The organism is Eubacterium sp. 3_1_31, assembly GCF_964249515.1.
GTDB lineage: Bacteria > Bacillota_I > Bacilli_A > Erysipelotrichales > Erysipelotrichaceae > Longicatena > Longicatena caecimuris.
Genome location: NZ_CAXUBY010000044.1, coordinates 1 through 24,253 on the forward strand (window position 1 = coordinate 1; position 24,253 = coordinate 24,253).

Sequence of the window (24,253 nt, forward strand, 5' to 3'; positions counted from 1 at the left end):
TTGCTAAGTGCAATCACATGGCGCTGTTCGTCCTTGCTGTCAACAAGGGCTTATGCACAACGTTTCGCACGGTTCTTGTAGTAGTGGCTCTCATCAATGAAAAGCCTGTCCACGCCAAGTTCCTCAAAGGTCACAACATCGTCCTTTTTAGACTGGTCGTTGAGCTTATCGAGCTTCTGTTTAACGGATTTTTTCGTGCGCTCCAACTGCTTGACCGAGAAGTTATCTCCACGATTTCTTTTCAGGTCTGCAATGCCGTTGGTGACTTCTTCAAGCTGCTGTTCAAGGATGGCTCTCTGCCGTTCAATGCTCATCGGGATTTTCTCAAACTGAGAATGCCCGATGATGATAGCGTCGTAGTCCCCGGTTGCAATTCGACCGCAGAACCTTTTGCGGTTTTTGGTTTCAAAGTCCTTTTTCGTAGCCACCAAAATATTTGCGGACGGATAGAGCTGCAAGAACTCCGACGCCCATTGCTCGGTGAGGTGATTCGGGACTACGAACAGCGATTTACTGCATAATCCGAGCCGTTTCGACTCCATAGCAGCCGCCGTCATTTCAAAGGTTTTGCCTGCGCCGACTGCGTGTGCAAGAAGCGTATTGCCGCCGTAAAGGATATGCGCCACCGCATTTCTTTGGTGTTCCCGAAGCTCTATTTCCGGGTTCATTCCATTAAATGTGATATGGCTTCCGTCATACTCACGGGGGCGGATACTGTTGAACTTTTCGTTGTAGAGCTTGCAAAGTCTTTCTCTGCGCTCAGGATCAGACCATATCCAGTCCTGAAAGCCCTGCTTGATAAGCTCCTGCTTTGCCTGAGCGATAGCAGTTTCCTTTTTATTCAGGATTGCTTTCTTTTTGCCGTCTGCATCTTCCTCATAATCGAAGATACGCACATCCTTCAGGTTCAGCGTTTCCTCGATAATCTTGTACGCATTTATACGGCTTGTGCCGTAGGTGCTGTACGCTTTGACATTTCCTCGGTCGTAGGATTTGCCCTCGATATTCCATTCTCCCGTGTACTCGGAAAAATGGATTTTGATGTTCCACTGTGCATATCTCGGCGTTCCCAAGAACTCAAACACAAACTGCTCGACAATCTCAGGAGGTAGCCAAGTCGCACCGAGGCGGACAGAAATCTCACTTGCCGTCAGGTCTTTCGGCTGCACCTGTTGGAGTGCTTCCACATTGATACTATATTCTTCAGGTGAAAGCTGTGCCGATTTCTTTGCCCAGGCGAGCTTCTCACGGACATTGCCGGAGAGATATTCGTCAGCCATCAGGTACTTTGCTTCGGTGCTGCTTCCGTACCCATACATCGGGTTTAAGAAGATAACACCCTTTAGGTCGGCAAAGATTTCTTCCTCGGTTTTGCCCGAAAGATGGCACATATATTCCATATCAATACAGGCTTTTTCGCCCATAGATACGGCAAGCGCTTCGCTCGAAGTGTCTACCGAAGTAACAGGGGTATGGGGTTTAATTGTCCTCTTATAGAACATATCCGCTTTCTTTTCAAGCTGCCCGTCATCGCCCAAGACTTCAAGAGCCGAGAGCAAAGAGAACGAGCTGTCCTGAGAGAAAGCAGAAGAATTGGCACGGCTGTTTATAAGACCGTACTTCGCCGTAAAGGTATCATAGAGGCTGTTTAGCTTTGCCTGTTCCTCCTTGATTGCCGAGTCAGGATAATCTTCGGTCTGCAACTCAATCAGGTTTCTGACACAGTCACGGATCGCAATCATACCCTTAATGCGGTTTTCTGCGGTGGCAGAAACATCAACGGGAGCCATTCGGCTGTTTTCACGGAAATAAATTTTGCCGTCCACAAGCGTATAGGAAAAGTTTCTCACGGTCGGATCGGCAGGAATGGAATTATCTTCTTCGGTGAGTTCATCTTCGATTTCATAAGCCGTAATCTCACCGTGAATGTTTGCAACGGCTTCACTGAGCTGCTCTGCAAGGTCAGCGCCCTCATACGGTACACAGGAGGGTTCGGGACCGAAACGCCCCGATACCATTTTCATCTCACCGAGTATCATTTCGGGATGCTCTACAAAGTAACTGTTCATCGCAATGCCGTTCTCGTCTGTGGCAAGATGCACCCAATCAGGCTCAATATCTACAATGCGGTCACGCTTTTGCAGGATGAGAATATCCGAAACGACTTCCGTTCCGGCATTACCCTTGAAGGTGTTATTCGGCAAACGGATAGCACCGAGCAGGTCGGCTCTCTGTGCGATATACTTTCGGACTGCGGGATTTTCCTTGTCCATCGTCCCTTTGCTCGTAATAAGTGCCATAACGCCGCCCGGTCGAAGTTTATCAAGGGACTTTGCAAAGAAGTAGTCGTGGATCAGGAACTTGTGCTTGTCATATCTCTTGTCGGGAACTTTGAAATCCCCGAACGGCACATTGCCCACAACGGCATCAAAGAAGCTGTCGGGGAGATTTGCTTCCTCAAAGCCTTGTGCGGCAATAGAGGTCTTTTGATAGAGTTGCTGTGCGATACCCGCCGAAACGGTATCAAGCTCAACGCCATAGATTTTACTCTCGCTCATTGATTCGGGCAGCATACCGATAAAATGACCGATACCGCAGGACGGTTCCAAGATATTGCCCTCACGAAAACCTAACTGCTCCATAGCCTTATATACGGCTTTAATAACCGTAGGCGGAGTGTAGAAAGCAGTCAGGGTGCTTTCTCTTGCCGACTCATATTCTTCAGGAGTCAGGATATTTTTGAGCATCGCATACTCGGTGTGCCAAGCTCCCGCACGTTCATCAAACGCTTCGGGTATACCGCCCCAACCGACATATTTCGACAAGATTATCTGCTCGTCAAGTGTAGCAAATCGGTTTTCTTGCTGACATCTTTTCAAGACCGTAATCGCCGCATAGTTGCGGTGGAAACGCTCTTTTTTATTGACTTCTTCAATCTCGTTATTGGCAAGGTCAAAGTTGTGTCGTTCGGACATTGGGATTTCAGGGTGTAAGTCAAAGGACTGCACCTTACTTTTTTTCTGCTTTTCCCAAGCAGGAACTACGGGGGCAGAAGCCTTTTCCACACGCTCAAGTTCTTCTTCGGACAGATAAACAAGGTCATCAAAGGAAAGGTTCTTCAGACCTCGCTCGGTCATATCCTCAAGACTGTCGTACTGTTCGGTGCGGATAACCGTACCGTCCACAAGGGTTTCAATCTTGAAGTCTACAAGGTTGACATTCGCCTGTATTTCGTGCTTATCATCTTCGGTCGTTGTGTATGCCACATTGACTTCGGAAAGGTTAGAGTAGTCCGCACCCTCGTCACGCTCAAATTCTTCTCGACAGTATTCGTCAATAATCTCCTTAGCAATATCAAGGGAAGATTTCAGATACGGACTGTCGATAATCTCAACGCCCTGCGGCGACGGATCAAGCTGTGAGATAAAGTCCTGCGGAATGGTCGTTCCGTCCCTGTCCTTATACAGAACAATTTTCATCGGAACGCCGTAGTAATTTTCTTCCTTAATGTCCTTTTCAAACTGATAGGGACTTGTGTATTCGATGCTCTCACGAACACGCCCGTCCGTATGAAGATAATCAATTCTGCCGATAGGCTTTGACTCCACCGGAGCTTCCTTATTCTGAGAAACAAGGTTATATACCTTGCGCTCTCCGTTTTCAAGAGAAGCAACCGCTAAATCATAACCTCTGTCGGTCAGCATATTCATATAGGTTTCGAGGGCGTGCTGCGGGAAGCCCACCATAGGAACTCTCTCGCTGTCGCTTATCGCACGGGAGGTCATCACAAGGTCAAGAGCTTCAGCAACCTTTTGTGCGTCCTCGCCATAGGCTTCAAAGAAATCGCCAACCTGATACAACACAAGACTGTCGGGATTTTCGGCTTTCACCGCAAGATAACTTCTATACGGTTCTCTTACACGGTCATAAACCGGCAATGCGTTCGGCTTATTCTGCCCAGCCATTCTGTTAAGTTCTGCTTGATGTTCCGCTACAAATTGCTGAATATCCTTGTGGATTTTGAGAATGTTTTCGGGTGTGAACTCGGTATAGTCGCAGTCCATCTCATAGTCGTTTTCCGCTTCCATAAAGAAAGGCGTGTTGATGTCAGCCAAAAACTGATCCGACATTTCTTCAAGGTCGGCAACAAACCTATCCGTGTTTTCGGGATGGTTCGCAATATCATACTGCTCGATGAGTTCCTCAAAAACAGAGAAGCTCAAATCACCTGAGACATACTGACCTCCGGCATTTGCATCGGGATTAAAATATATCCAATGAACAAGGTCGTTTCCGCTATCCAAAGATATTCTCACCTTTGTGTTGTCTGTGATTTCTTCTGCTGGTAATACCTTTACTTTCAGGTGGTCGTTCATCGGGTTTTCCTGAACCTTTTGGTCGAACTCGGCTCTTGTCATTTCCTTATTGAACAACGGGAACTGCGTATCATAGAGCATTACCCGGTCATTGTCAAAGGACAGAATTTCATACTCGTTTGCACCGAGATAAACGGTGTTGCCAAGATGATATTCATATCTTTCGTTGCTCGGTTCAGGCTCTTTCTTTTCGGGTGGTGCAGTAGAAAGGATTTCTCGCTTTCTGCGTTCCTCTGCGGCTTCGGCTCTGCGAATTTCGTGTTGCTCAAGCCACTCAGGGTAGAGTTCCTTTTCTTTCGGGTTCAGGTATCTATCCATTTTAATAAGCTCAGAAATGCGCTTTTCAACCTGATTCCAATTCAGAAGCACTTTGACTTCTTCGCCGTTTACATTCTTCGAGATTTTGATGCCTTTGCCATCGTGCTGCTCGTCAATGCCCGTTCCGGTGATAACGGGGTAAGAACCGCCCCAACCGTATTCATTTTTCAGGAAATCCACATTTTCCTTCTTTGAAAGGCTCTTTTGGAACTGCTCATAAATGCGGAACTTTCCCTCCGACACGCCGCTTCCACGGGTGAGAACAGCGTCGATAATCTCCTGAGAAAAGGAAAAAGCAGAGGGTTTCGTTACCTCTGCTTCGTAATTGAGCATTAAGCTCATCTGCCCGTCCATAGAGGGCAGGGGTTTCATTGTGTCCTGAAGCTCGCCCAAAAGTCGCATTGCTTCAAAATGTTTGGCTATCACGCCCCAATCGTAAAAGCTCTGCTTTGTACGGCTAAGATAACTACCTTCCCAAAGCTGAAGCACATTCTGATAAGTCTTGTAGCCGACTCGTCTGCCGGCACCCAGTATCACTTCGGTATAATCATTATTGAAAATGCCTTTGATATACTCGGTGCGCTTTTTCTCGTCGGCTACGCTTTCATAAAATGCACGGATTTCATCTTTGGTGGCTTTCAGGTGGGGTGTGGTTGCAAGGATTTCTCGAATAGTATCATCGTGACCGAAAAACGGCAGGCTTCTGTCCTCGTTACTTCGGTCGTAATACTCTAAGCGAAGATTACTTCCTTCATCACGATTTCCTGAACCCGGTTCTTCAGGTTGTTCATCTGCCGAACCCAACTCATCATATCCGTCGCTTTCAGGCTCTCGGTCAAGCCTTCCTTCACCGCCATCTCTTTCGTCAGGCGTTCCTCCATTTCGGTCGCCGTCTGTTCGATCTGCGTCAGATGCTCGCTCAGCTTGCAGCTCGTCAGGAGATTGTAGTACAGCACCTTGCGGTTCTCTTTCAGGTACTTCGCTCTCATTCGGGAGTACCGTCCCATCGGCGCTTCCGGCTGTTCCGGTAAAGTCAGATTGGGCAGTCTGTAATCGCCCTGCATCGTGTATGTCAGCTCGTTCATTTTGTGGACTCCTTTCTGTGTTTTGATTTCTGCCTATATTGTAATCAGGCTTTCTGTTTTCTGCAATTATGCGATTTTGCCTTTCAAGGGACATCACTGTTTTTGCAATCTCGGTAAGTCCCATTTCGGCAATGTCGCTGGTGGCAAAGCCCAGGGCATTAAGCGTACCGGGCGTATTGAAATTGATAATATCCTCAAAATCTTCACGCTCGAAATATTCCTCCGTATCAATGCCGAGCCGTTCCATCATCATATATGCCACGCTGTTGGTAACAACTTTTCTGTATATGGTGGAAATATTGTCCTCGTCCAGTTCCTCCAAGAAGCTGTCGTTTACAGAGTATAGCAAATCACGGGTATAATCGGGAAGATTGTCCTCGGCGGCGTTTTGTGCCGCACTCATAACTGCGTCCGCAAGGCTTTGGCTGTTATCCAGCGTTCCAAAGGTGCTTTCAAGGGTTTCGGTGATTTCCTGCTCATATTCCGGCTTCATTTCCCAAATAGGAACAGGACGGGAATACTTGCTCGGATGGGTGTCGGAAATGTCAAAGTAATGGATAAGACGCTGGCGGCTTCTGCTTGCATCGTCGTCAAAGACCGCAATACCGGTTGCACCTCGATTAACCCATCGACCGAAAGTGCCGTTCCAACGCTCAATTTCAAGAACTGCGGTAGCGTCCGGTCGCTGTGCGAACACCAAAAGCTGTTCATCGAAGCGTAGCTTATAGTTTCGGCAGGCAGAAGTCAAAAAGGCTTCCCAATTCTGCGGAGAGGATACCACCGTCTTGCAGGTACGGTCGTACAGTTCGGAAATAAGGTCATATTTACGAGCCATCGGGAAACACCTCCTTATCTTTCATAATCTTTGTTCCGTTTTGGCTTTACAAGTTTTCCGTTTTCGTCATAGTTTTTCGGATCGGCGGCAGGAACTTTCCACCCAAACATTGAGCCAGTCTTCATTGCTTCGGCTTGTCCCTTTGTAACACCGAGCTTACGGTTCATAGAGTCGGCAAGCTCTTTCATTTCACCGGGAACGCCGTCTGTCAGGTCTGTTTTGTAATATCCGGTTTCGCCTTTTTGGATAATGCCGATTTCATTGCTCGTCGGCAAGTACACATAGCATTGCTCCGGCAGAGAGGAACGAAGCGGAATAACGGTATTTCCGTTTTGCTCCATTCGCTCGGCAAACTCACAGATATGATAGAGATTGTCGCCCACCCCAAGGTGGTAATCATCGATATATCTGCACTCTCTGTCGTAATGCTCACCGCTGCTTAAAGTTATGCGGATTTTATCTCCGTCAGGGATAGTGAACTGCTCTTTGTAGTGCGGATCAATAAAGCGGATACCTTTTTCGGCTTTTTGAAGATGGTTGTCAAGCCACTCACGCTGATAGCAATAGCAGTACAGATTGTACTCTCCACGGTTTGGATTTAACCGCATTAAATATGAATACTGTTCGGTATCAACACGGACGCCGTAATGATTACGGTCATCCTCGTAGCAGCTTTCGGGATGTTCATAGCAGAATTTTGTCATAGCGCTTCTGCCGATTAAGAATTCGCCGTCTCCGAAACGGTAGGAGTTTATCACCAAGTCAAATTCCTTTTTGAAATCGTCGGTCTTTAAGTCCTTTCTGAAATCGTTCCAAGTGGAATAAAACTCTTTGCCCGTACTGCCGAAATCTGCTCTCAAATACCCGATAAGTCCCGTCTGCATAGAAATCTGCTGGCTTTGGCGGAAGGTATATTTTCTTTCGGCAGGGTTCATAATTCGGTAATCCATATTTTCACCTCGCTCTCTCGATATTTTTCTTTTGCCGGGGAATATCGAACCCGTAAACGGCGGCAATTTCATCACCGAGCCGCCTTGTCACTCTCGTTATATCGGCTCGTGTTGCCTTGCCATCGTAAATCTTTGATTTGAGATTTTCAATCTGACTGTCTGTTGCGGTGTCCTTATACACACGGTAGAGGTAGTGATTTGTCCCGTCGTGATGAACGGCATCGGCACGGAGATCTCCGTATTTGTCCACATACCACTCGCACATATCCATTTCGGAATACAAACAGTCTTTAATATTGCCTGTCTTGATTTCCGCATACCCGTCATAACGACCGTCCCAACGCCCGATGTCCGCCACAACCAAGATGGGCTGTGAGAGTTGAACATTCAGGTTCATACGCTCGTCACCGAGATAGTCGGAATTGATTTCGTACATTTTCTGTATCAGTTCATCTTCGGACAGGTCGGGGTACTGTTCTTCAAGGTCTGCCCGCCAGTCCTCAAAATCAAGGTGAATATCGCTCCAGATAATATGACGGTCATTCTGCTTGCTGCTCATCTGTACCACCGCCTAAGTAGGAGAACAGCTTGCCCGATTTGGTTGCTTTCTGAAGCTCCATAATCACCGTCATATCCTGAATGGTGATGTTCGGGATTTTCAAAATGCTTTCCATAGAAAGTCCCTGCAAGTCCTTTTCGGTTCTGCATTTTGCATCAAAGAGCTTGTTTAAGACTTTGACCTTCTGCTGAAGGGTAATTGTATCTTTCATAGGTCTGTACCTCCTTATCGTTCTTTGTCTTTTTCTTTATGGCTTCGGCTCATAGCGGCAATTTTTTCTTTTGCCCAGTCCGGCATACATTCGGGCTTTACTTCGCCCATAACATCCATTCGTTCAAATCGGGTGTTTTTCCCGGTATGAAGATTGGTGCAGAACACAGCGCTTCCACGGCTGTTTGCCGAAGCACCGAAACCGCCTGTAACCAAGTAGAGCTGTCTGTCGGCTCTCTGAAATTCAGGCTTTAATACCTTCGGATCAATGGCAATAACCTTGCCGTTGATGTCTTTTGAATAATGGTCGGGAATACAGTCTGCTTCGGTAATGACCGTGATGGGAATATCCAGCTTTTTGACCTGCTCCTTGAACAGCTCCGCTTCATTGACAACACGGCTCCCGAAAGTGTGGGCAATCTCAATATAGTCATCGCTTACCACACATTCCTTGCACAGTTCAAAAAGGTCGTTTCGCTCTACAAAGCCGCACAAAAATTTCTCTCCGTCCGTGCTTTGCTCATTGGAAGCCAAGATAACTTCCTTTTCGCCCACATTGACTGAACAGAGTACCGTATAATCTCCGATCATTCGTTTTTCCTTGCCCATTTTCTTACCCTCCGTTAATGTTGATTACGATTACAACAGAACCATCCTGTTCGTTAGCACTGTTGCGGGAAAGCTCAGGAAACAGGGACTGCACACGCTGCCTTGCTCTGCGGATAGACTCAAAGCACGGAAGTCCGTATGCCTTGTAGTTATATGCCAAATCTTCAAGCGGAAGTTCGCCTGCTCGAAGATAGTCGGCAAAGCGGTTGTAGTAACGGTAGAAAAGCAGCATATCCTCATTTCTCGTTTCAGGACAGTCCCGAAGAATTTGCAGAACCCGGCTTTCAACTGTTTTCATTGTTTTCATAGGCTCCTCCTTAAAAAGAATAAGGGGACGGAGTATTTCATCCGCCCCCCGTAGGTTATTTCTTCTTTCTGTTTTTTACCTGAAGAAAGATAAAGCCGCCAATGATAAAGGCGACCAAAACGATTGCGATAATTGTTTTCGGCTCCATTATTCAGCATCCTCCTTTTTCTTTTTTCTAACACCTGCATAGACTGTCACGCCGATACCGGCAGCGGAAGCACCGAGCAGGGCAAGCCACAAGCCGAGCTTGCTGTTATCTCCGGTTTTCGGAGTGTCAATGACAACATTGTGCATTTCCACAATCGTGGTGGAGTCGGTCATAACATTTGCCTTTTTATCGGCAGGTCGTGAATACGGTGCAGATACCTCATCGGCTACCTCGGACACGGTGTATTCACCGATGCGGAGTCCCTCGATGAAGATTTCGCCATTCTCATCGGTTTTGAGCGTTACATCATAGCCGTTTGCTCCGGTAATACGGAAGGAGAAGCCTTCCACCTTGCCGTCAGAAGATGTCTTGACGATTTTCAGGTTGCCTTTCATCGCTTCGTTGATAAAGCCGACGCCTGCTTTGTTCTCTACGGAATAGGTCATACCGTCCGTTTCAATGAATACGGAATAAACACCCGTATCAAGCAAGAAGCCCTCCGGCGCTTTGGTTTCCTTTATGAGATAGTGACCGTAAAGAAGGTCTTTCATCTCATAAATTCCTGCTTCGCTTTCGGTAAGAGTGCCGATCAGCGTATCTCCGTCATCCAGCTTTCCGTCTGCGTTGTTGTCCTGATATATTTCAAAGATTGCTCCGGTCAACTTGTTGTCGGGGAAGTCTGCGTCCACTTTGGTAAGCGTGATATTGCCACGAACAAACTCGTTTGCAATTTCGATTTCGACAACCTGTTCATTTTCGGCAATGTTCACTTCATATACGGTTTCGTTCAGGACAAAGCCTGTCGGCTGCTCGATTTCTCTTACATACCAAATACCGAAGGGAATCTGCTCAAAAGAAAAGCTACCGTCTTTTTGGGAGGTAGCAGTCATCAAAGCGTTTTCCTTTGTAAATTCGGTATCGTTGTACTTAAAGAGTCCGATCAGCGCACCGCCGAGAGGTTCGCCGTTTTCATTGACCTTCCTGCCGGAAACAGAGCCGTAGATAAGGTCGTTTTCGATTGCTTCGCCGTCATTGACCGCAAGCTGAACCTTTGCGGTTTCCTGTCCCGCATACTCAAAGGTTACGGGGTACTTGGCATCCGAGAGGATATAATGCTCATCGGTGGCAAGCTCTTTTACATAGTAGCCGCCCATAGGCAAGTCGGTTTTAACCGTACCGTTTCCGCTTTCATCAAGGGTAACGATCTCAATTAAACCGTCAGCGGGGATAGAAGTACCGCTTGCAGATACAAGCTCCTCTGCGGCAAACAGACCGAAGCTGATGTTTTTTAGTTCACCGTTCTGTCCGATACCGAAAAGGTCGCTTGCTTCAAGCGCTTTCTTCAAGCTGATTTCAACCTTCTGTCTTTCATTCACAAAAGAGGTGGCTGTTTCCGTCACGGAAACATTCTGTCCGGCATACACAAGCTCTGCGGTATGAATTTCATCATTCAACACCATACCGTAAGGTGCTTTGATTTCCTGCACTTCATATTTGCCGAGATAGAGTTCACGGCTCTTGGCAAGTCCGTCCTCGTCCGTAGTAACGGTATCCACAACCTCGCCATTTGTGAAGCGTACTGTTCCGTCAGGCGTGATAATATCCTCGGCTGCACGGATTTCATAAACCGCACCCGAAAGTCCGGCGATTTCATAAATCGGCTGATAGATTACCTCGGCATCCTCCGAGCCGCTTACGCTTACACCGTAGAACACTTCGCCGGTTTTCTCTACGGTGATTGTGCCTTTCTGTGCCATATTCGGCTTATCCACTTTAATCACTGTAACCCCGCTTTCTTCGGTAGCGTTATCCTGCGTTACATCGAAGTACACAGGAGTGCTGTCGAGAACATATCCGTAGGGAGCCTGAACCTCAACAAGAGAATATCCCTTGCCGTATTCGAGCTTCTCCGGTGTCACAAGACAGCCGTTTGCATCGGTATAAAAAGTGTCGATTGTTGTCGGAGTCGGATAGGTAAAGGACATCGTAACAAGATTTCCTGTCGGATCGTAAATCTGAAAGCCTGCTCCGGCATAAGGAATGGTCTTGCCGCTTTCTGCGTCCACCTTGACAACCTTGATATAGCTTTCAAAGTTTGCATTGTTGATAAGGTAACGGTAGGTCTGTCCATTCTGAGCAATGAACACATCAAAGTCCTTCATCAGCTCACGGCCTTCCCAGCCGGAGGTCTGATGAACGGTATATACGCCGTAAGGCATATCCTTTGTCTGTCCGAAGCCGTTTTCGTCGCAGACGATAATATCTCTCTCATCTTCCTCAGAAGCAGTATAGCTTCCTGCGGATTTGAGATAGATTTCAAAGGTTGCACCGCTTTCCGGTGTTTCAATCTTGGTTTCTCCATCGTCGGTATGCTTGATGATGGCGATATTGCCTTTCATAACCTGTTCGGTAACATCATTTGCTGTCTGATTGTGTTCCACGGTATAAAGCTGCGGTTCAGCACCGACCTTATGGATTGTGGTGTCAAGCAGATAGCCCTCGGACGGAGTGATTTCACGGATTGTCCAGTCATTGTCGCAGACATATTCCTTTGTGGTGAACTGCCCGTTTTTGTCCGTAACATATTTGTCCACAAGGGTTTCGCCCTTATAAATGCCGTAAACTGCTCTGGCAAGAGAAGCATCGCCCTGGGCGCTGCCTTCCTCACGGTCGCTCTTTGTCACGGTCACGGTAAACTTTTTGAGAATGTTTGTGAAATTGCGGGTTGTAACCTCTTTCCATTTCACAGGTGCGGTCTGATTTGCAGGCACGACATAACGGATAGCCGTATCCACTTCCTCGATGGTGTAGGGCATTGTGCCTGAAATCAGGACATCCTTAAAGGTAGCAACACCGTTCTTATCTGTCACGGCATACTCATCAACGGCAATACCGGAAAGAGATGTGCCGTAAAGGTGGAAGGTAACGCCCTCCACAAGATTATCCTCGGAGGATTTGATTACCTGAAGGTCGCCACGCTTAAGTGTATTGCTGAATGTGACTGTTGAGGTGTTTCCCGATACAATCGTAACCCTCTGCACATTCTGCGGCTCATACTTTTCCTCGGTCAGCTCCGTAACGGTATATACACCGGGCATAAGTTCAATATCCACCGTGCCGTCCGCCTTTGTGGTGACGGACTGATTAACGCCGTTTCCGGCAATGTTGAACTTAATGTTTGCCACCTTTCCGTCCTCGGAGTGCTTCACGATATGACCGACTCCGGTGGTTTCCGTCTTGATTTTGAGATAGAATACGACCGGATCTTCCGCACCCGACATCATTGTCTGCTTTCCGGGGTATCCCCAAATGAGGAAGTTGCCGTCAATACCGGGTACATTCTTTTGCACCGTAACACTAACGGCGGTTTCAATCATCTTGTTTGAAGTAAAGGTGTATTTGTTGCCGTTTCTTGAAACGGTAATACCGCTTGCGCTGAACTTAATATCCGACAGCGTATTATTCGTATCGGTCAGCGTAAGACTGTAATTATCTGCCGCCTGATTGTATTTCAGCGTATAGGTGGTTGCAGAGCTGCTCTTATTGGAAGCAAAGCTCGGAATGGTTGCGTGGCTCTGCATCTGCGTAAGAAGCCAGTCATAGCACTTCTCGGCAGGTCTGCCTTTGATACCCTTGAAGTAAGTGTCGGCAGGAACACCGTAGCTGTTTGCTTTGAGAGTAGTCGGAGAGGTACGAAGCTGCTGCTGATACTCCCAAAGGATAATCTGAGTTGCCATAGAAAAGTCGTCCTCGTTAGTACCGCTGATCGGTGCAGTTTTGCCCGGACGCCATCCGTACACGGAGGTCAGCATAATTCCGTACTGTGCTGTTGTCGGCAGGTTCTGAAAATATGAGCTGTTTGTTCCGCTTTTGCTGTCATAAGTTCCTCCGGCGTTATATGGAATACCGGACTCGATACACATAATCTGTCGGGAACCGCTGCTGTCCTTAATCATCAGCTTGGTTCTCGAATTGCCTGCGCTTTGAGTGTGCAGACTTTCATTGCCGTTTGCATCATAGGCGATATACTGATAGGTTGAGGGAGAATAATACATTTCTCCGTCTGCGCTCACATACTTATCACCGTAATATGCGTTTACTGTCTTTCCTTCCTCTGCTGTAAAGGCAAAGGCAGAAAGCGGAAGGGACATAATGCACATAACAGCACACAGGAGTGCGGCAGTGATGCGCTTTCCTTTGGATTTTGCAAAATTTTTCATTTCGGTTTAACCGTCCTTTCTTAATTTGGGTATAAAAAAGCCCTCTGTCTTTTCGGGCAGAGGGTAGGTTCTCACGAACTCAGTACAGGAAATATATCCGGTAGCTGCCGCTTCCAAGCGGTTCAATATATATCGTGAAATATTCAATTGGTGCGCCGCCGTAAGCGGTGATAATATCCGGCATCGACTGCACATAGTCCGTGAGTTTTCTTTTCAGGCGTTCTCCCTGAAACGACTCGGAAGCCGTAACAGGCGTCGCCCACGAAGCATTGTCCGGTGTAATTGCCATTCCGTCATCGGTAGTAATATGAGTAAGTCCCATAGAGCAGCCGAGAGAAATGAGGTCGCTTCGGATTGCTTCAATGTCAAACTCGTAGTCGTAAGCTGTTTTTGGCTTTACTTCTTCCGTAGGCTGTTCTGCCGGAGGTTCTTTATCCGACTGGACAGGCTTTTCCGGCTCTTTTGTTTCCTCGCTTACGGGCGGTTTGGGCGCTTCGGGCTTTGGTGTTTCTGTTTCTGCCTTTGGTGCGGCTGGAATATCCGTTTTGTCGGCTTCAACTGGTTTCTTGCTCTCTGTCGGAGCAGTTTCAGGCTCGTTACTTTCCGATGTCGGTTCTGCACTGATTTCAGCCGTCATAGTTTCTCTTTCAGGTTCACTTTCTACGGTCGTATCCGTTTCATCGGAAGTTTCCGTATTACTCACCGAAGAAGAATAGTCGGCTATATCCGAGCTTTCCAAAACACCAGCTTTATCTGCGTTGCATCCGCATATTGAAGCAAGGAAAATGAGAACCAAGCCAAAGCATAAGATTTTGTTTTTCATTGCGATTCGCTCCTTTCGCCTTCATTGTAGAAAGTTCTCTGCAATTTGACAAAGGTGCGAATAGGTTAATCTTTCATTTTAGCAACCACCTCCTTCAAGTGGAAACGATGCGATTTGTTTGAGATAGCTTTAAGTTATGGAGATAGATATATATTGTGAGATAGTTATATATCTTTCTTCGGTAGGTTAGATTGTACTTAGGGGTTAGAGTGTGAGGAAGGGAAAACGAAAAATGTTACTCCTGCTACCTTGCGTCACGCTCTGCCCGTTTTCTCAAATAGCTCGCATAATGCTCCAAAGCCTTGCAGACATAATCCTCCGTTTGGTTAAGGGGAATATTCTTCGGGATATACTGTCGTACCTTATCCCCACTCAGCACAATTCTCTCACGCTGATTGGGTTTCTGCTCCGACATAATGGCTTGTATGGCTTCAGGTGTGAGCTTCTTTTCTTCAAACATCTTTCGCATACGGATTGTTTGGTCGTGGGACGGAGTGCAGTCGTTCAGGTCGATTTCATCTACCAAATCACGCTGGCAGTCCTCGTCGAGAAAAGAAATCTCAACGGCAGGTCGCATTTTCATTCTGCCTTCGTCCACAAGGTCAAGCAGTTCGGGGACAAGATTGGTCAAGCGAATATATCGGTGGATTTGATTTCTGCTATCACCGGTTTCCTGTGCGATCAATTCATCGGTTCGTAAATTCGTCCCCACTGGGGACACATTTTCTTTACTTGGTCTGCCTGCTTGTCTTTTCATAGCTTCCATCCGCATTTTGTATGCGAACGCTTTTTCCGAGGGAAGTATCTGTGACCTTTGGAAATTGCTTTCCACCATTAAGATGGTGGCTTCATCTCTCGTAAGGTCAACTACCTCACACCTGAGCGTTTCAAAGCCTGCAAGCTCACACGCTCGTTTTCGTCTGTGTCCCGATACAAGCTCATATCTGCCGTCCTCTTTCTGACGGACGGTTGCCGGGGTGATAACCCCACGCTCCTTGACGCTCTCAACAAGCTGCATCATATCTTCATCGTCACGCACCTTAAAAGGGTGATCGGGAAAATCGTCAATCAGCTCTAAGGGAATATCCCGGATTTTTGCGAGTTTCGCATCATCTCTCATTTCCTGTGTTGAGAACAGGTCATCGAGCGTCGGCAGAGTGAAGTCGCTCTTTCTTCCTGCCATCGGCTAACACCTCCTTTGTCAATTCAGCGTAAGCCTTCGCCGCAGGACTGTTCGGTTCATACTTATATATGCTGACACCTTTCGACGCCACCTCTGCGGCTTTTACTGCCATAGGAATGGCTGAGTGATATATCTTTATCACGCTTCCGTAGTTTTTCCGCAGTGTGTCAGCTGTGCTTTTCGCAAGGTTTGTTCGGTTATCTACAATATTCAGTAAGATACCGTCAATCTTCAGACTCGGATTGATGTGCTGCTTGACCTTCCCGATGGTCTGCATAAGCTGTGTCATTCCTTTTGCGGGAAGATACTGAGCCTGAACGGGGATGATTACGCTATCTGCCGCCGCTAAAGCGTTCAAAGTTACCATACCGAGGGAAGGCATACAGTCGATCAGGATATATTCGTAATCATTCTTTACCTTATTCAGATAGGTTCTCAAAACGGTTTCACGGCTCATAGTCGTTACAAGCATCATTTCCATAGCGGACAGTTCAAGGTTTGCGGGAAGCAAATCAACATTTTCCTCGTGATGCAGAATACCGAAATGCGGGTTTCCGTTTTCTTCACGCATTATCTCAGATAACTTAGTGGTAATGGTAGTCGGCAGACTGTCATTATCTTTCCATCCGAGGCAAGTCGTGAGGTCGCCCTGCGGATCGGCGTCTACAAGGAGTACCTTTTTACCAAGTCTCGCAAGCCCTATCCCTAAATTGACCGTTGTGGTCGTTTTGCCTGTGCCGCCCTTCTGATTGCAGATAGCAATGGTTTTACAGTTAGGCATTGGCTTTCCTCCTTTCGATAGATTTATAGCCGGCTGTGTTCAGACGGCTATGTATCAACGCAGTATTTGTTTTCAACACCCCCTGCGTAAAGCTGTTGCTTTGTGTGGGAAGCACATCGGTCACGGTTTGCGAAACCGTGTCATAGGAATTTCACCTCTGCCGGGTTCTCCGCCAGCTCCGTAGAGAAGTATCATTATCATTCTGACTGTCATCGCCGTATCAGGTGCAACCTGACACTTTTACCGGGGGTTCTCGCTCGCTCCGTTTCAGAGGTCTTGGCGTACCCGATAAGGTGGCTCATCATCAGAACTAAAGTCCGATGTGCCTATATATTCAGTTGTCAAGGAACAGCGAAAGAGTTGCTCCTAATCGGAGTTAAGAAATAACCCTTTCACTTGTTCCCACTGGGAGAGGTCAAATGGACACCCTAAATTTGAAAAAAATAAAAAAATTTTTTTGTTCCGCTTTTTCACACCTACAAAACAAAAAACCGCCTATTCCGATAAAGGAATAAGCGGCTTGCTTATATAGCTCTATATTTTATTTTTTGAAAAGGAAATGACTACGAAACAGTACGCACTATGAAAGCCTTTTTCTTTGCTTTCATCAGCTTTAAGATGACTTCATCAACAGCGTCGGTGTATCTGCCTTGAGCCATAAGTGCGTTCTTTTTATCTATAAGCGAATGTATGATTTGAGAGCGTTCCTGCTCGGTCAGATTGATATAATACTTTTTGTCCTTCATATTGACACCTCCACTATCTTCATTGTAACAGCATAGAACAAATAAGCAATCTTGCGATTTATTGCGACTGTCTGGCAAACAAAAGACAACAAGTGCGTAGTTCAAATATTGCAGGGCTAACAGCATAACTACCGCCCTGTGAATTAGCAAGGATTTTTGCCGTGTCTGAGGTACAAATTAGCAGGGGAGCTTCTTTTCTTAGCAGAACAGCAGTTTTCCTGCTAATAATTCTTAGCACGACCTTTCGCCTTTTTTAGCAAGAACGGGGCAAAAGCGATGGCAAAACGGAAAAGTTAAGATTGAATGATGCCGGAAAATAAGAAAAGCCGAAAACCTCGAAAAATCAAGGCTTTCGGCGTTGTTTGTGGCGTCCCTGCCCGGATTCGAACCGGGGGCGTTCCGCTTAGGAGTTCCCTATGAGCTGTGGTAGCTGGTGGTTCGATTATCCTTTATGGGGCGCTTAATGGCAAAAAATAAAGACGAAGCCTTTGTTATTGCTAGACGCTGTTACCCGTAGGTGTACTGCCATACACCGTAGAGTGTTAGCAAGCTGTTAGCAAATGCGCTTAGTTTTTTGCAATTTTTACTTTTTTAAATATAAATCATTTGTCACTAGAAATCAAGATACTCGTACCCTTTGGACGTTCAGAAATGAGCGTCCTTTTTATATTTCAGAAAGAAAGGAGAATCAAAAAATTATGATAAAGATTATGAAACGATTGCTTACGGGTGTCCTTACCCTTGCAACCGTCTTTACCACATTACCTACTACTGTGGTTCATGCAGCGCAGACGCAATACTGGACAGAATCTGCGGAACGTGTAGGAATCGTTGAAAAAGTAATGAATGACGGTTCTATCGGCTCAACATTCAACGAGGGGCATATGACCGTCGAGGGCGAGGACGCTTACTGCATAGATATAAACACGAATTTTAAAAATGGCTATAAGACCAGAGCTGACGCAAGCACACGCATGAGTGCCGACCAGATAGCTGACGTTGCTTTATCCATTGAATACGTCAAGCAGTACACAGACAGTCATAAAGGGATAAGCAGTCAGCACGCCTACCTGTTAAGACAGTTAGTGGTCTGGCAGAGATTGAGCGTTCATTTAGGCTGGGGCTGCGATAACGTGCGAGCTGCCTATGATGAAATCCCCAAAGCGATACAAGATGAAGTATTCGCAGGTGCTAAAGCCTTTGTCAAAGAAAATAAAGGACGTTATGACTGTTATGGTTATATCTACTCTGGCGAGGGACAGGAATTAGGACAGTTTTACGCAAAGCTGGCTGTTGGAAATGGCAAGATTCAGAAATCTTCCAGTAATACAGGGATTACAGAATCTAACGACTGCTATTCAATCACTGGTGCGACTTATGGTGTCTACGCTGATAAAAGCTGCAAAGAACAGCTTGCCACACTTACGACAGATAACAGTGGCAGCACTGAAACTGTGGAACTAAAAGCTGCGACATACTATGTGAAAGAAACCAAAGCTCCCAAAGGATTCCAGTTAGATAAGAACGTGTATACTCTTACGGTCAAAGCTGGTGAAACAGCTACCTTGAAAGTGAGCGATACACCGAAAGTCACAGATACCTTGATTGAGCTTTTCAAGATTGATATGGAAACTTCCAAAGCAGACCCACAGGGTAATGCGAGTTTGGAGGGTGCAGAGTTTGTCTGGAAGTATTACGACGGATATTATACAAAAGATAATCTTCCAGCAGAGCCGACACGCACATGGACGACAAAGACTAAAGCGGAAAAAGGCAGCGACAATGCAATCCACTATATCACCCGTTTAGCTGATTCCTATAAAGTATCTGGCGATAGTTTCTATACACAAAACGGTACAGTTTGCCTGCCGCTGGGAACTATCACGGTAGAAGAAAAGTCTGCTCCAAACGGTTACTTATTGGAGGGCGCATATATGCAGGCTGCTGGAAGTTCAGAACAGATAAAAGGCTTGTATGTGGCGCAGATTACAGAAGATGGCGAGCTTGCAGTATTAAGCGGCAGCAACCAGTATTCTGTATCTGACAAGGTTATCCGTGGCGGTGTCAAAATCCAGAAACGTGACTTTGAAACCAAAGATACCAAAGCACAGGGCGGAGCAACTTTAAAAGATACTGCCTTTGCAATCATTTCCTTAAATGATAATGCTGTCTTGGTTGATGGCAAGCTGTATAAGAAAAACGAAACCGTAAAGACAATCCATACAGGGATTGACGGTATTGCTGCGACTGATACAGATACCCTACCTTTTGGAAAATACCGTTTAGAAGAAACCAGCGCACCAGAGGGATATTTGACAGACGGTGCAAAAGCGGTTGAATTTGCAGTCACGGAAAATGGGAAAATCGTTGATTTAACAGATGAAGAACATTCCATTTACAACCAGATTAAACGTGGCGACATTGAGGGCGTGAAAATCGCTGCTGGCACACACAAGCGTCTTGCGAATGTTCCGTTTAGGATCACAAGCAAGACGACTGGTGAAAGTCATGTTATCGTGACGGACGCAAACGGTCAGTTCTCAACTTCTGCTGACTGGGTTTCCCATACACAGAATACCAACGAGGGCAAGACCAGCGAGGACGGTATCTGGTTCGGTACTTCCGCACCAGACGACAGCAAAGGTGCTTTGCCTTACGATACCTATACGATTGAGGAATTGTGCTGCGATTCCAATAAAGGAATGACACTGATTCCTGCTTTTGATGTGGTGGTTTCAAGAGATAAAACTGTGATTGACTTAGGTACGCTGACAGATGAATACGAACCAGAAATCACTATCCATACAACTGCTGCTGATAAAGCAACAGGTGAAAAATCAATCGTCGCTGGTAAAAGTGTGACTATCGTTGATACTGTTACTTTAGACGGTCTGAAAAAAGGTACAAAGTACCAGCTTAAAGGCTGGCAGATGGTAAAAGCTGAAAACGCACAGCTACTTGTTGACGGAAAGCCTGTGGAAAATGATTATACTTTTACCGCAAAGAAGTCCAGAATGGAAATCGAAATGACATTTACATTCAATGCCAGTGCTTTAGGCGGCAGCGACCTTGTAACCTTTGAGGAATTATACGACCTTTCCAATCCAGACGAACCTATCAAAGTTGCGGAACACAAGGACATTGAGGACGACGGACAGACTGTGACAATCACAGAAAGAGTGATTACAGTCCATACCACAGCGACCAGCAAGACGACTGGCGAAAAGATGATTGTTGCTGGCAAAGAAGTGACAATCGTTGATACTGTTACCTTAGACGGTCTGGAAACAGGCACAGAGTACCAGCTTAAAGGCTGGCAAATGGTAAAATCTGAAAACGCACAGTTACTTGTTGATGGAAAGCCTGTGGAAAATGACCTTACATTTACCGCAACGGACAGCAAAATGGAGATTCAGATTGAATTTACTTTCAATGCCAGCGAGCTTGCAGGCAAGGAACTTGTCACGTTTGAGGAATTATACGACGTAACGAATCCAGACGAGCCTATCAAGGTTGCGGAACACAAGGACATTAACGACAAGGGGCAGACCGTAACAATCACAGAGCGTATCATCACTATGCACACAACCGCCTGTGACAAGGCGACTGGTGAAAAGACCATCAATGCCGACAAAGAGGTAACTATCGTCGATACTGTCACTTTGGACGGTTTGGAAACAGGCACACAGTACCAACTCAAAGGTTGGCAGATGGTAAAATCTAAAAATGCACAGCTACTGGTTGGCGGAAAGCCTGTGGAAAATGACCTTACATTCACAGCGACAGACAGCAAGATGGAGGTTCAGATTGAATTTACTTTCAATGCCAGCGAGTTAGGCGGCAAGGAACTTGTCACGTTTGAGGAATTATACGACGTGACGAATCCAGACGAGCCTATCAAGATAGCGGAACATAAGAACATTGAGGATGAGGGGCAGACTGTGACCGTCAAGGAACAACCAGAATCTCCTGCCACACCAGAGGAATCCAATACGCCAGAAACACCTAACAGAACAGGCAGCTCTCCAAAAACAGGTGACAATACACCTTTAGCTGCACTGTTAGCTATGCTTGGAATTTCCAGTGCTGGTCTTATCTTCGCAGCCCACAAGAGATTTTATAAAAAGAAAGCTGACTAATACGAGAGGTATCGTCTGATGAAAGAGAAATCCCGTTCACCGCCCATTATAAAAAAGTCAGCATATATCTGACAATCTGGCTAAATTTTGCTTGATGATGATTTATCTTTCTGAATGGGGATTGTCAAGGGTGCAACGCACAACGCCTGCCCTTGATAATCCACAGGCAGACAGATATTATCCAGACAGCAGAATGACACTATCAATAAAATATAGAAAGAAAAGAGGTATATTATGGAATTAAAACACGTTATCCCAAACATGGAAAAGACATTCGGGCATTTAGAATTTGCAGGAGAGAATAAGGTGGAACAGCGTAGGATCAACGGACGCATGGCGGTCGTTTCCCGTAGCTTTAACCTTTATTCAGACGTGCAGAGAGCAGATGATATTATTGTGGTGCTGCCTGCGTCTGCTGGTGAGAAGAACTTTGAATCAGAGGAAAGGGTAAAACTTATCAATCCCAAAATCACCGCAGAGGGTTATAAAATCGGCACAAGAGGTTTCACAAACTATATCCTGTCAGCAGACGACATGGTGAAAGCATAAGGAGGTATCGAATCTATGAGATTAGCAAATGGAATCATCATTGACAAGGAAAAAACATTCGGCGTATTGAAGTTCTCGGCTCTGCGTCGTGAGGTACATATCCAGAATGAGGACGGTACGGTTTCTGAAGAAATCAAGGAACGCACCTACGATTTGAAGTGTAAGGAACAAGGACGCATGATACAGGTAAGTATTCCTGCCACTGTTCCGTTAAAGGAATTTGACTACAACGCAGAGGTGGAAATCATCAATCCTGTGGCTGATACGGTGGCAACCGCTACTTTTCAAGGGGCAGACGTTGACTGGTACATCAAAGCAGACGATATTGTCTTAAAGAATATAACACATAACAAACAAATTTCAAAACCAGACAAATAGAATTGGATTTAATTGTATCTACCATTGTAACTTGATATACTATACTTGAATTATTTGATTTAGGAGTGATTACAATGGCAGATACAAAAAAAGAACACTATGTACCTCGTTGCTATTTAAAAAATTTTGTTCTCGACAATGACCGAATTAATGTATTTGATAAATTTAAAACACAAATACGTCCACAAAAAATCATGGATATTGCAATGGAAAATTATTTTTATGATATAAAATTTGATGAATTGATACAAATGGCTGAAAAAGATAAAGAAGAAAAAATCAAAAATGATTTAATGGAAATAGTGGGCGTTGATAATTGGGAAAGTGTTTTAGATGAGTTAGATGAAAAACATATTGAAAAAGAGTTTTTTAGCCAATTAGAGGGCATTTACAGTGGACTACTTCAAACTCTTATAAATAAAAGTTACGGGGGAAATGATTGGGTAATACAAAATTGCCTTGCATGTTCTGAAATAGAAAAATCTTTTATGGCATTATTTATTGCAATTCAAATTATTAGGACAAAATCTTTTAGAGATAATTTAAGAGATATGATTACTAAAACATATCAGACGCTTGCTTATAAAAGTCAAATGAATAATGAGGACGCACTTCCAAAAGAGGCATTTGAATGTGAAGTTAATCCAGATTTTGTAAAGTTGCAACATAGTAGCATGATACTTGACGAAGAAATGGCAGTAGGAATCGCTGAAACATTGTGTAATCATATTTGGGTTATGTATGTAAATAAGACTGAATATCCATTCTATACATCAGATAATCCTGTAGCTACTATTCCCCATAAGCACGATAAATATATGAGCTATGGTGGATTTAATTCCGAAGGTGTTGAAATTGTTTTTCCGATTACACCTAAATTACTATTGGCAATGTATGAGAAGACTACATATGATAAATTGTTTTCAGATAGACAATTTTATGCTTTAACATCAAAAGATATGGTTGATTACTTTAATTGTCAGCAAGTCTATCATAGCTATAGATGTGTTTTTTCTGGAAAAACTAATTTTGAACTTGCAGAAAAAATGTGCAAAGAACAACCAGAATTACAAGAATATCAATCTCATATAGAAGTTGGATAATTAAAATTTATAAAGCAGTAAATCTTCAAGGTTTGCTGCTTTTTTTCGTGGAAAGGAGATTTTATATGCCACATTTTCAAAAGCGTGGAAACCGTATCAGAGCCAGCGATAAATCGCTGGTCTTTCGTTTCTCGGCTGGTTCGCTGCTCCTGCTGTTCCTTGCGGCGGTCTTACTGCTAAACCTAAAGACAATCGCAGCAACAGACTGGAAATCGGTTCATTTCCTGCAAGATGGCAGCGTCCATCTGACGGTCACGCCCTACATGATAATTTCTGTCATTGGGGCACTTCTAATCTGTGGGGCGGCTGCCCTCTTATACCGCAGATTCCAGTATGACAGGGTAAAGCAGCTCTTTCACCGTCAAAAGCTGGCAAAGATGATTCTGGAAAACGGGTGGTATGAATCTGAAACCATAAAGGACAGCGGATTCTTTAAGGATTTGGCAGCAACCAGCAAGAAAGAGAAAATCACCTACTTTCCTAAGATGTATTACCGCATGGAACATGGACTGCTGCATATCCGCACAGAAATTACATTGGGGAAATATCAAGACCAGCTCCTGCATTTGGAAAAGAAACTGGAAACAGGCTTATACTGCGAGCTGGTGTCCAAAGAACTAAAGGACAGCTATGTAGAGTACGTCCTGCTCTATGATACGATTGCAAACCGTATCACCATTGACGAGGTACAGGCGGAACATGGCAGCCTGCGTCTGATGAAAAATATCTGGTGGGAATACGACAAGCTCCCCCATATGCTGATTGCTGGCGGCACTGGCGGCGGTAAGACGTATTTTATCCTTACCATGATTGAGGCTTTGCTAAAGAGCAATGCGGTCATGTATGTGCTAGACCCTAAGAACGGTGCGAGACGTTTCTACTTGAAAAGAGTAGACACTGCACAATCAATTAAAATTGTGTTGGAGAACTGAAC

General features: G+C 45.4%; 15 protein-coding genes and 1 pseudogene. 5 read left to right on the forward strand and 11 right to left on the reverse strand.

Annotation, left to right across the window (positions count from 1 at the left end; genetic code table 11):
- Nucleotides 1–50: 50 nt before the first annotated feature.
- The 11 genes from ACESSZ_RS13660 to ACESSZ_RS13710 form a co-directional block, all read right to left on the reverse strand.
- On the reverse strand, nt 51–6,614 hold the full coding sequence (locus tag ACESSZ_RS13660) for a DUF8437 domain-containing protein (RefSeq protein ID WP_499842846.1): 6,564 nt from the start codon (nt 6,612–6,614) through the stop codon (nt 51–53).
- Between the two features lie 14 nt (nt 6,615–6,628).
- Nucleotides 6,629–7,636, reverse strand: a complete 1,008-nt coding sequence (locus ACESSZ_RS13665; RefSeq protein WP_499842847.1) for a hypothetical protein — start codon at nt 7,634–7,636, stop codon at nt 6,629–6,631.
- Nucleotides 7,569–8,123, reverse strand: coding sequence for a hypothetical protein (locus tag ACESSZ_RS13670; protein ID WP_499842848.1), 555 nt, complete (start codon nt 8,121–8,123; stop codon nt 7,569–7,571). The genes ACESSZ_RS13665 and ACESSZ_RS13670 overlap by 68 nt, the downstream gene beginning before the upstream one ends.
- The gene (locus tag ACESSZ_RS13675; RefSeq protein ID WP_117819501.1) at nt 8,104–8,334 is read right to left on the reverse strand and encodes a hypothetical protein; all 231 of its coding nucleotides are present in this window, start codon (nt 8,332–8,334) and stop codon (nt 8,104–8,106) included. Before ACESSZ_RS13675 ends, ACESSZ_RS13670 begins: the two co-directional genes overlap by 20 nt.
- A gap of 14 nt (nt 8,335–8,348) precedes the next feature.
- The gene (locus ACESSZ_RS13680) at nt 8,349–8,942 is read right to left on the reverse strand and encodes a hypothetical protein (protein WP_499842849.1); all 594 of its coding nucleotides are present in this window, start codon (nt 8,940–8,942) and stop codon (nt 8,349–8,351) included.
- Between the two features lie 4 nt (nt 8,943–8,946).
- Nucleotides 8,947–9,249 (reverse strand): hypothetical protein, encoded by a 303-nt coding sequence (locus ACESSZ_RS13685; RefSeq protein WP_131779315.1) that lies wholly within the window; start codon nt 9,247–9,249, stop codon nt 8,947–8,949.
- A gap of 147 nt (nt 9,250–9,396) precedes the next feature.
- Complete coding sequence (locus tag ACESSZ_RS13690; RefSeq protein WP_499842850.1) at nt 9,397–13,617, reverse strand: SpaA isopeptide-forming pilin-related protein; 4,221 nt, start codon at nt 13,615–13,617, stop codon at nt 9,397–9,399.
- A gap of 79 nt (nt 13,618–13,696) precedes the next feature.
- Nucleotides 13,697–14,440: a hypothetical protein gene (locus ACESSZ_RS13695; protein WP_499842851.1), complete on the reverse strand. Its 744-nt coding sequence runs from the start codon at nt 14,438–14,440 to the stop codon at nt 13,697–13,699.
- 244 nt (nt 14,441–14,684) lie between these two features.
- The gene (locus tag ACESSZ_RS13700; RefSeq protein WP_499842852.1) at nt 14,685–15,623 is read right to left on the reverse strand and encodes a ParB/RepB/Spo0J family partition protein; all 939 of its coding nucleotides are present in this window, start codon (nt 15,621–15,623) and stop codon (nt 14,685–14,687) included.
- On the reverse strand, nt 15,580–16,404 hold the full coding sequence (locus ACESSZ_RS13705) for a ParA family protein (protein ID WP_499842853.1): 825 nt from the start codon (nt 16,402–16,404) through the stop codon (nt 15,580–15,582). Before ACESSZ_RS13705 ends, ACESSZ_RS13700 begins: the two co-directional genes overlap by 44 nt.
- Nucleotides 16,405–16,967: 563 nt before the next feature.
- Nucleotides 16,968–17,276 carry a hypothetical protein gene (locus ACESSZ_RS13710; RefSeq protein ID WP_412272847.1) on the reverse strand — a complete coding sequence of 103 codons (309 nt, stop codon included), beginning with the start codon at nt 17,274–17,276 and terminating at the stop codon, nt 16,968–16,970.
- Between the two features lie 572 nt (nt 17,277–17,848).
- Between ACESSZ_RS13710 and ACESSZ_RS13715 the strand changes: the two genes are divergently transcribed.
- The 5 genes and pseudogenes from ACESSZ_RS13715 to ACESSZ_RS13735 all read left to right on the forward strand — a co-directional run.
- Nucleotides 17,849–21,289, forward strand: a complete 3,441-nt coding sequence (locus ACESSZ_RS13715; RefSeq protein ID WP_499842854.1) for a VaFE repeat-containing surface-anchored protein — start codon at nt 17,849–17,851, stop codon at nt 21,287–21,289.
- Between the two features lie 234 nt (nt 21,290–21,523).
- Nucleotides 21,524–21,838, forward strand: coding sequence for a YdcP family protein (locus ACESSZ_RS13720; RefSeq protein WP_008817929.1), 315 nt, complete (start codon nt 21,524–21,526; stop codon nt 21,836–21,838).
- A gap of 15 nt (nt 21,839–21,853) precedes the next feature.
- Nucleotides 21,854–22,216, forward strand: a complete 363-nt coding sequence (locus ACESSZ_RS13725) for a YdcP family protein (protein ID WP_120393721.1) — start codon at nt 21,854–21,856, stop codon at nt 22,214–22,216.
- 74 nt (nt 22,217–22,290) lie between these two features.
- The gene (locus ACESSZ_RS13730) at nt 22,291–23,319 is read left to right on the forward strand and encodes a DUF4238 domain-containing protein (protein ID WP_499842855.1); all 1,029 of its coding nucleotides are present in this window, start codon (nt 22,291–22,293) and stop codon (nt 23,317–23,319) included.
- A gap of 65 nt (nt 23,320–23,384) precedes the next feature.
- Nucleotides 23,385–24,182, forward strand: a pseudogene (locus ACESSZ_RS13735) (FtsK/SpoIIIE domain-containing protein); the annotation flags it as partial.
- Nucleotides 24,183–24,253 lie beyond the last annotated feature (71 nt).

What these genes read in the sequence shown, in the direction of transcription:
- ACESSZ_RS13660 (WP_499842846.1), bottom strand. Translation starts at nt 6,614, where the DNA reads ATGGCTCGTAAATATGACCTTATTTCCGAACTGTACGACCGTACCTGC.
- ACESSZ_RS13665 (WP_499842847.1), bottom strand. Translation starts at nt 7,636, where the DNA reads ATGAAATTGCCGCCGTTTACGGGTTCGATATTCCCCGGCAAAAGAAAA.
- ACESSZ_RS13670 (WP_499842848.1), bottom strand. Translation starts at nt 8,123, where the DNA reads ATGAGCAGCAAGCAGAATGACCGTCATATTATCTGGAGCGATATTCAC.
- ACESSZ_RS13675 (WP_117819501.1), bottom strand. Translation starts at nt 8,334, where the DNA reads ATGAAAGATACAATTACCCTTCAGCAGAAGGTCAAAGTCTTAAACAAG.
- ACESSZ_RS13680 (WP_499842849.1), bottom strand. Translation starts at nt 8,942, where the DNA reads ATGGGCAAGGAAAAACGAATGATCGGAGATTATACGGTACTCTGTTCA.
- ACESSZ_RS13685 (WP_131779315.1), bottom strand. Translation starts at nt 9,249, where the DNA reads ATGAAAACAATGAAAACAGTTGAAAGCCGGGTTCTGCAAATTCTTCGG.
- ACESSZ_RS13690 (WP_499842850.1), bottom strand. Translation starts at nt 13,617, where the DNA reads ATGAAAAATTTTGCAAAATCCAAAGGAAAGCGCATCACTGCCGCACTC.
- ACESSZ_RS13695 (WP_499842851.1), bottom strand. Translation starts at nt 14,440, where the DNA reads ATGAAAAACAAAATCTTATGCTTTGGCTTGGTTCTCATTTTCCTTGCT.
- ACESSZ_RS13700 (WP_499842852.1), bottom strand. Translation starts at nt 15,623, where the DNA reads ATGGCAGGAAGAAAGAGCGACTTCACTCTGCCGACGCTCGATGACCTG.
- ACESSZ_RS13705 (WP_499842853.1), bottom strand. Translation starts at nt 16,404, where the DNA reads ATGCCTAACTGTAAAACCATTGCTATCTGCAATCAGAAGGGCGGCACA.
- ACESSZ_RS13710 (WP_412272847.1), bottom strand. Translation starts at nt 17,276, where the DNA reads ATGCTGTTAGCCCTGCAATATTTGAACTACGCACTTGTTGTCTTTTGT.
- ACESSZ_RS13715 (WP_499842854.1), top strand. Translation starts at nt 17,849, where the DNA reads ATGATAAAGATTATGAAACGATTGCTTACGGGTGTCCTTACCCTTGCA.
- ACESSZ_RS13720 (WP_008817929.1), top strand. Translation starts at nt 21,524, where the DNA reads ATGGAATTAAAACACGTTATCCCAAACATGGAAAAGACATTCGGGCAT.
- ACESSZ_RS13725 (WP_120393721.1), top strand. Translation starts at nt 21,854, where the DNA reads ATGAGATTAGCAAATGGAATCATCATTGACAAGGAAAAAACATTCGGC.
- ACESSZ_RS13730 (WP_499842855.1), top strand. Translation starts at nt 22,291, where the DNA reads ATGGCAGATACAAAAAAAGAACACTATGTACCTCGTTGCTATTTAAAA.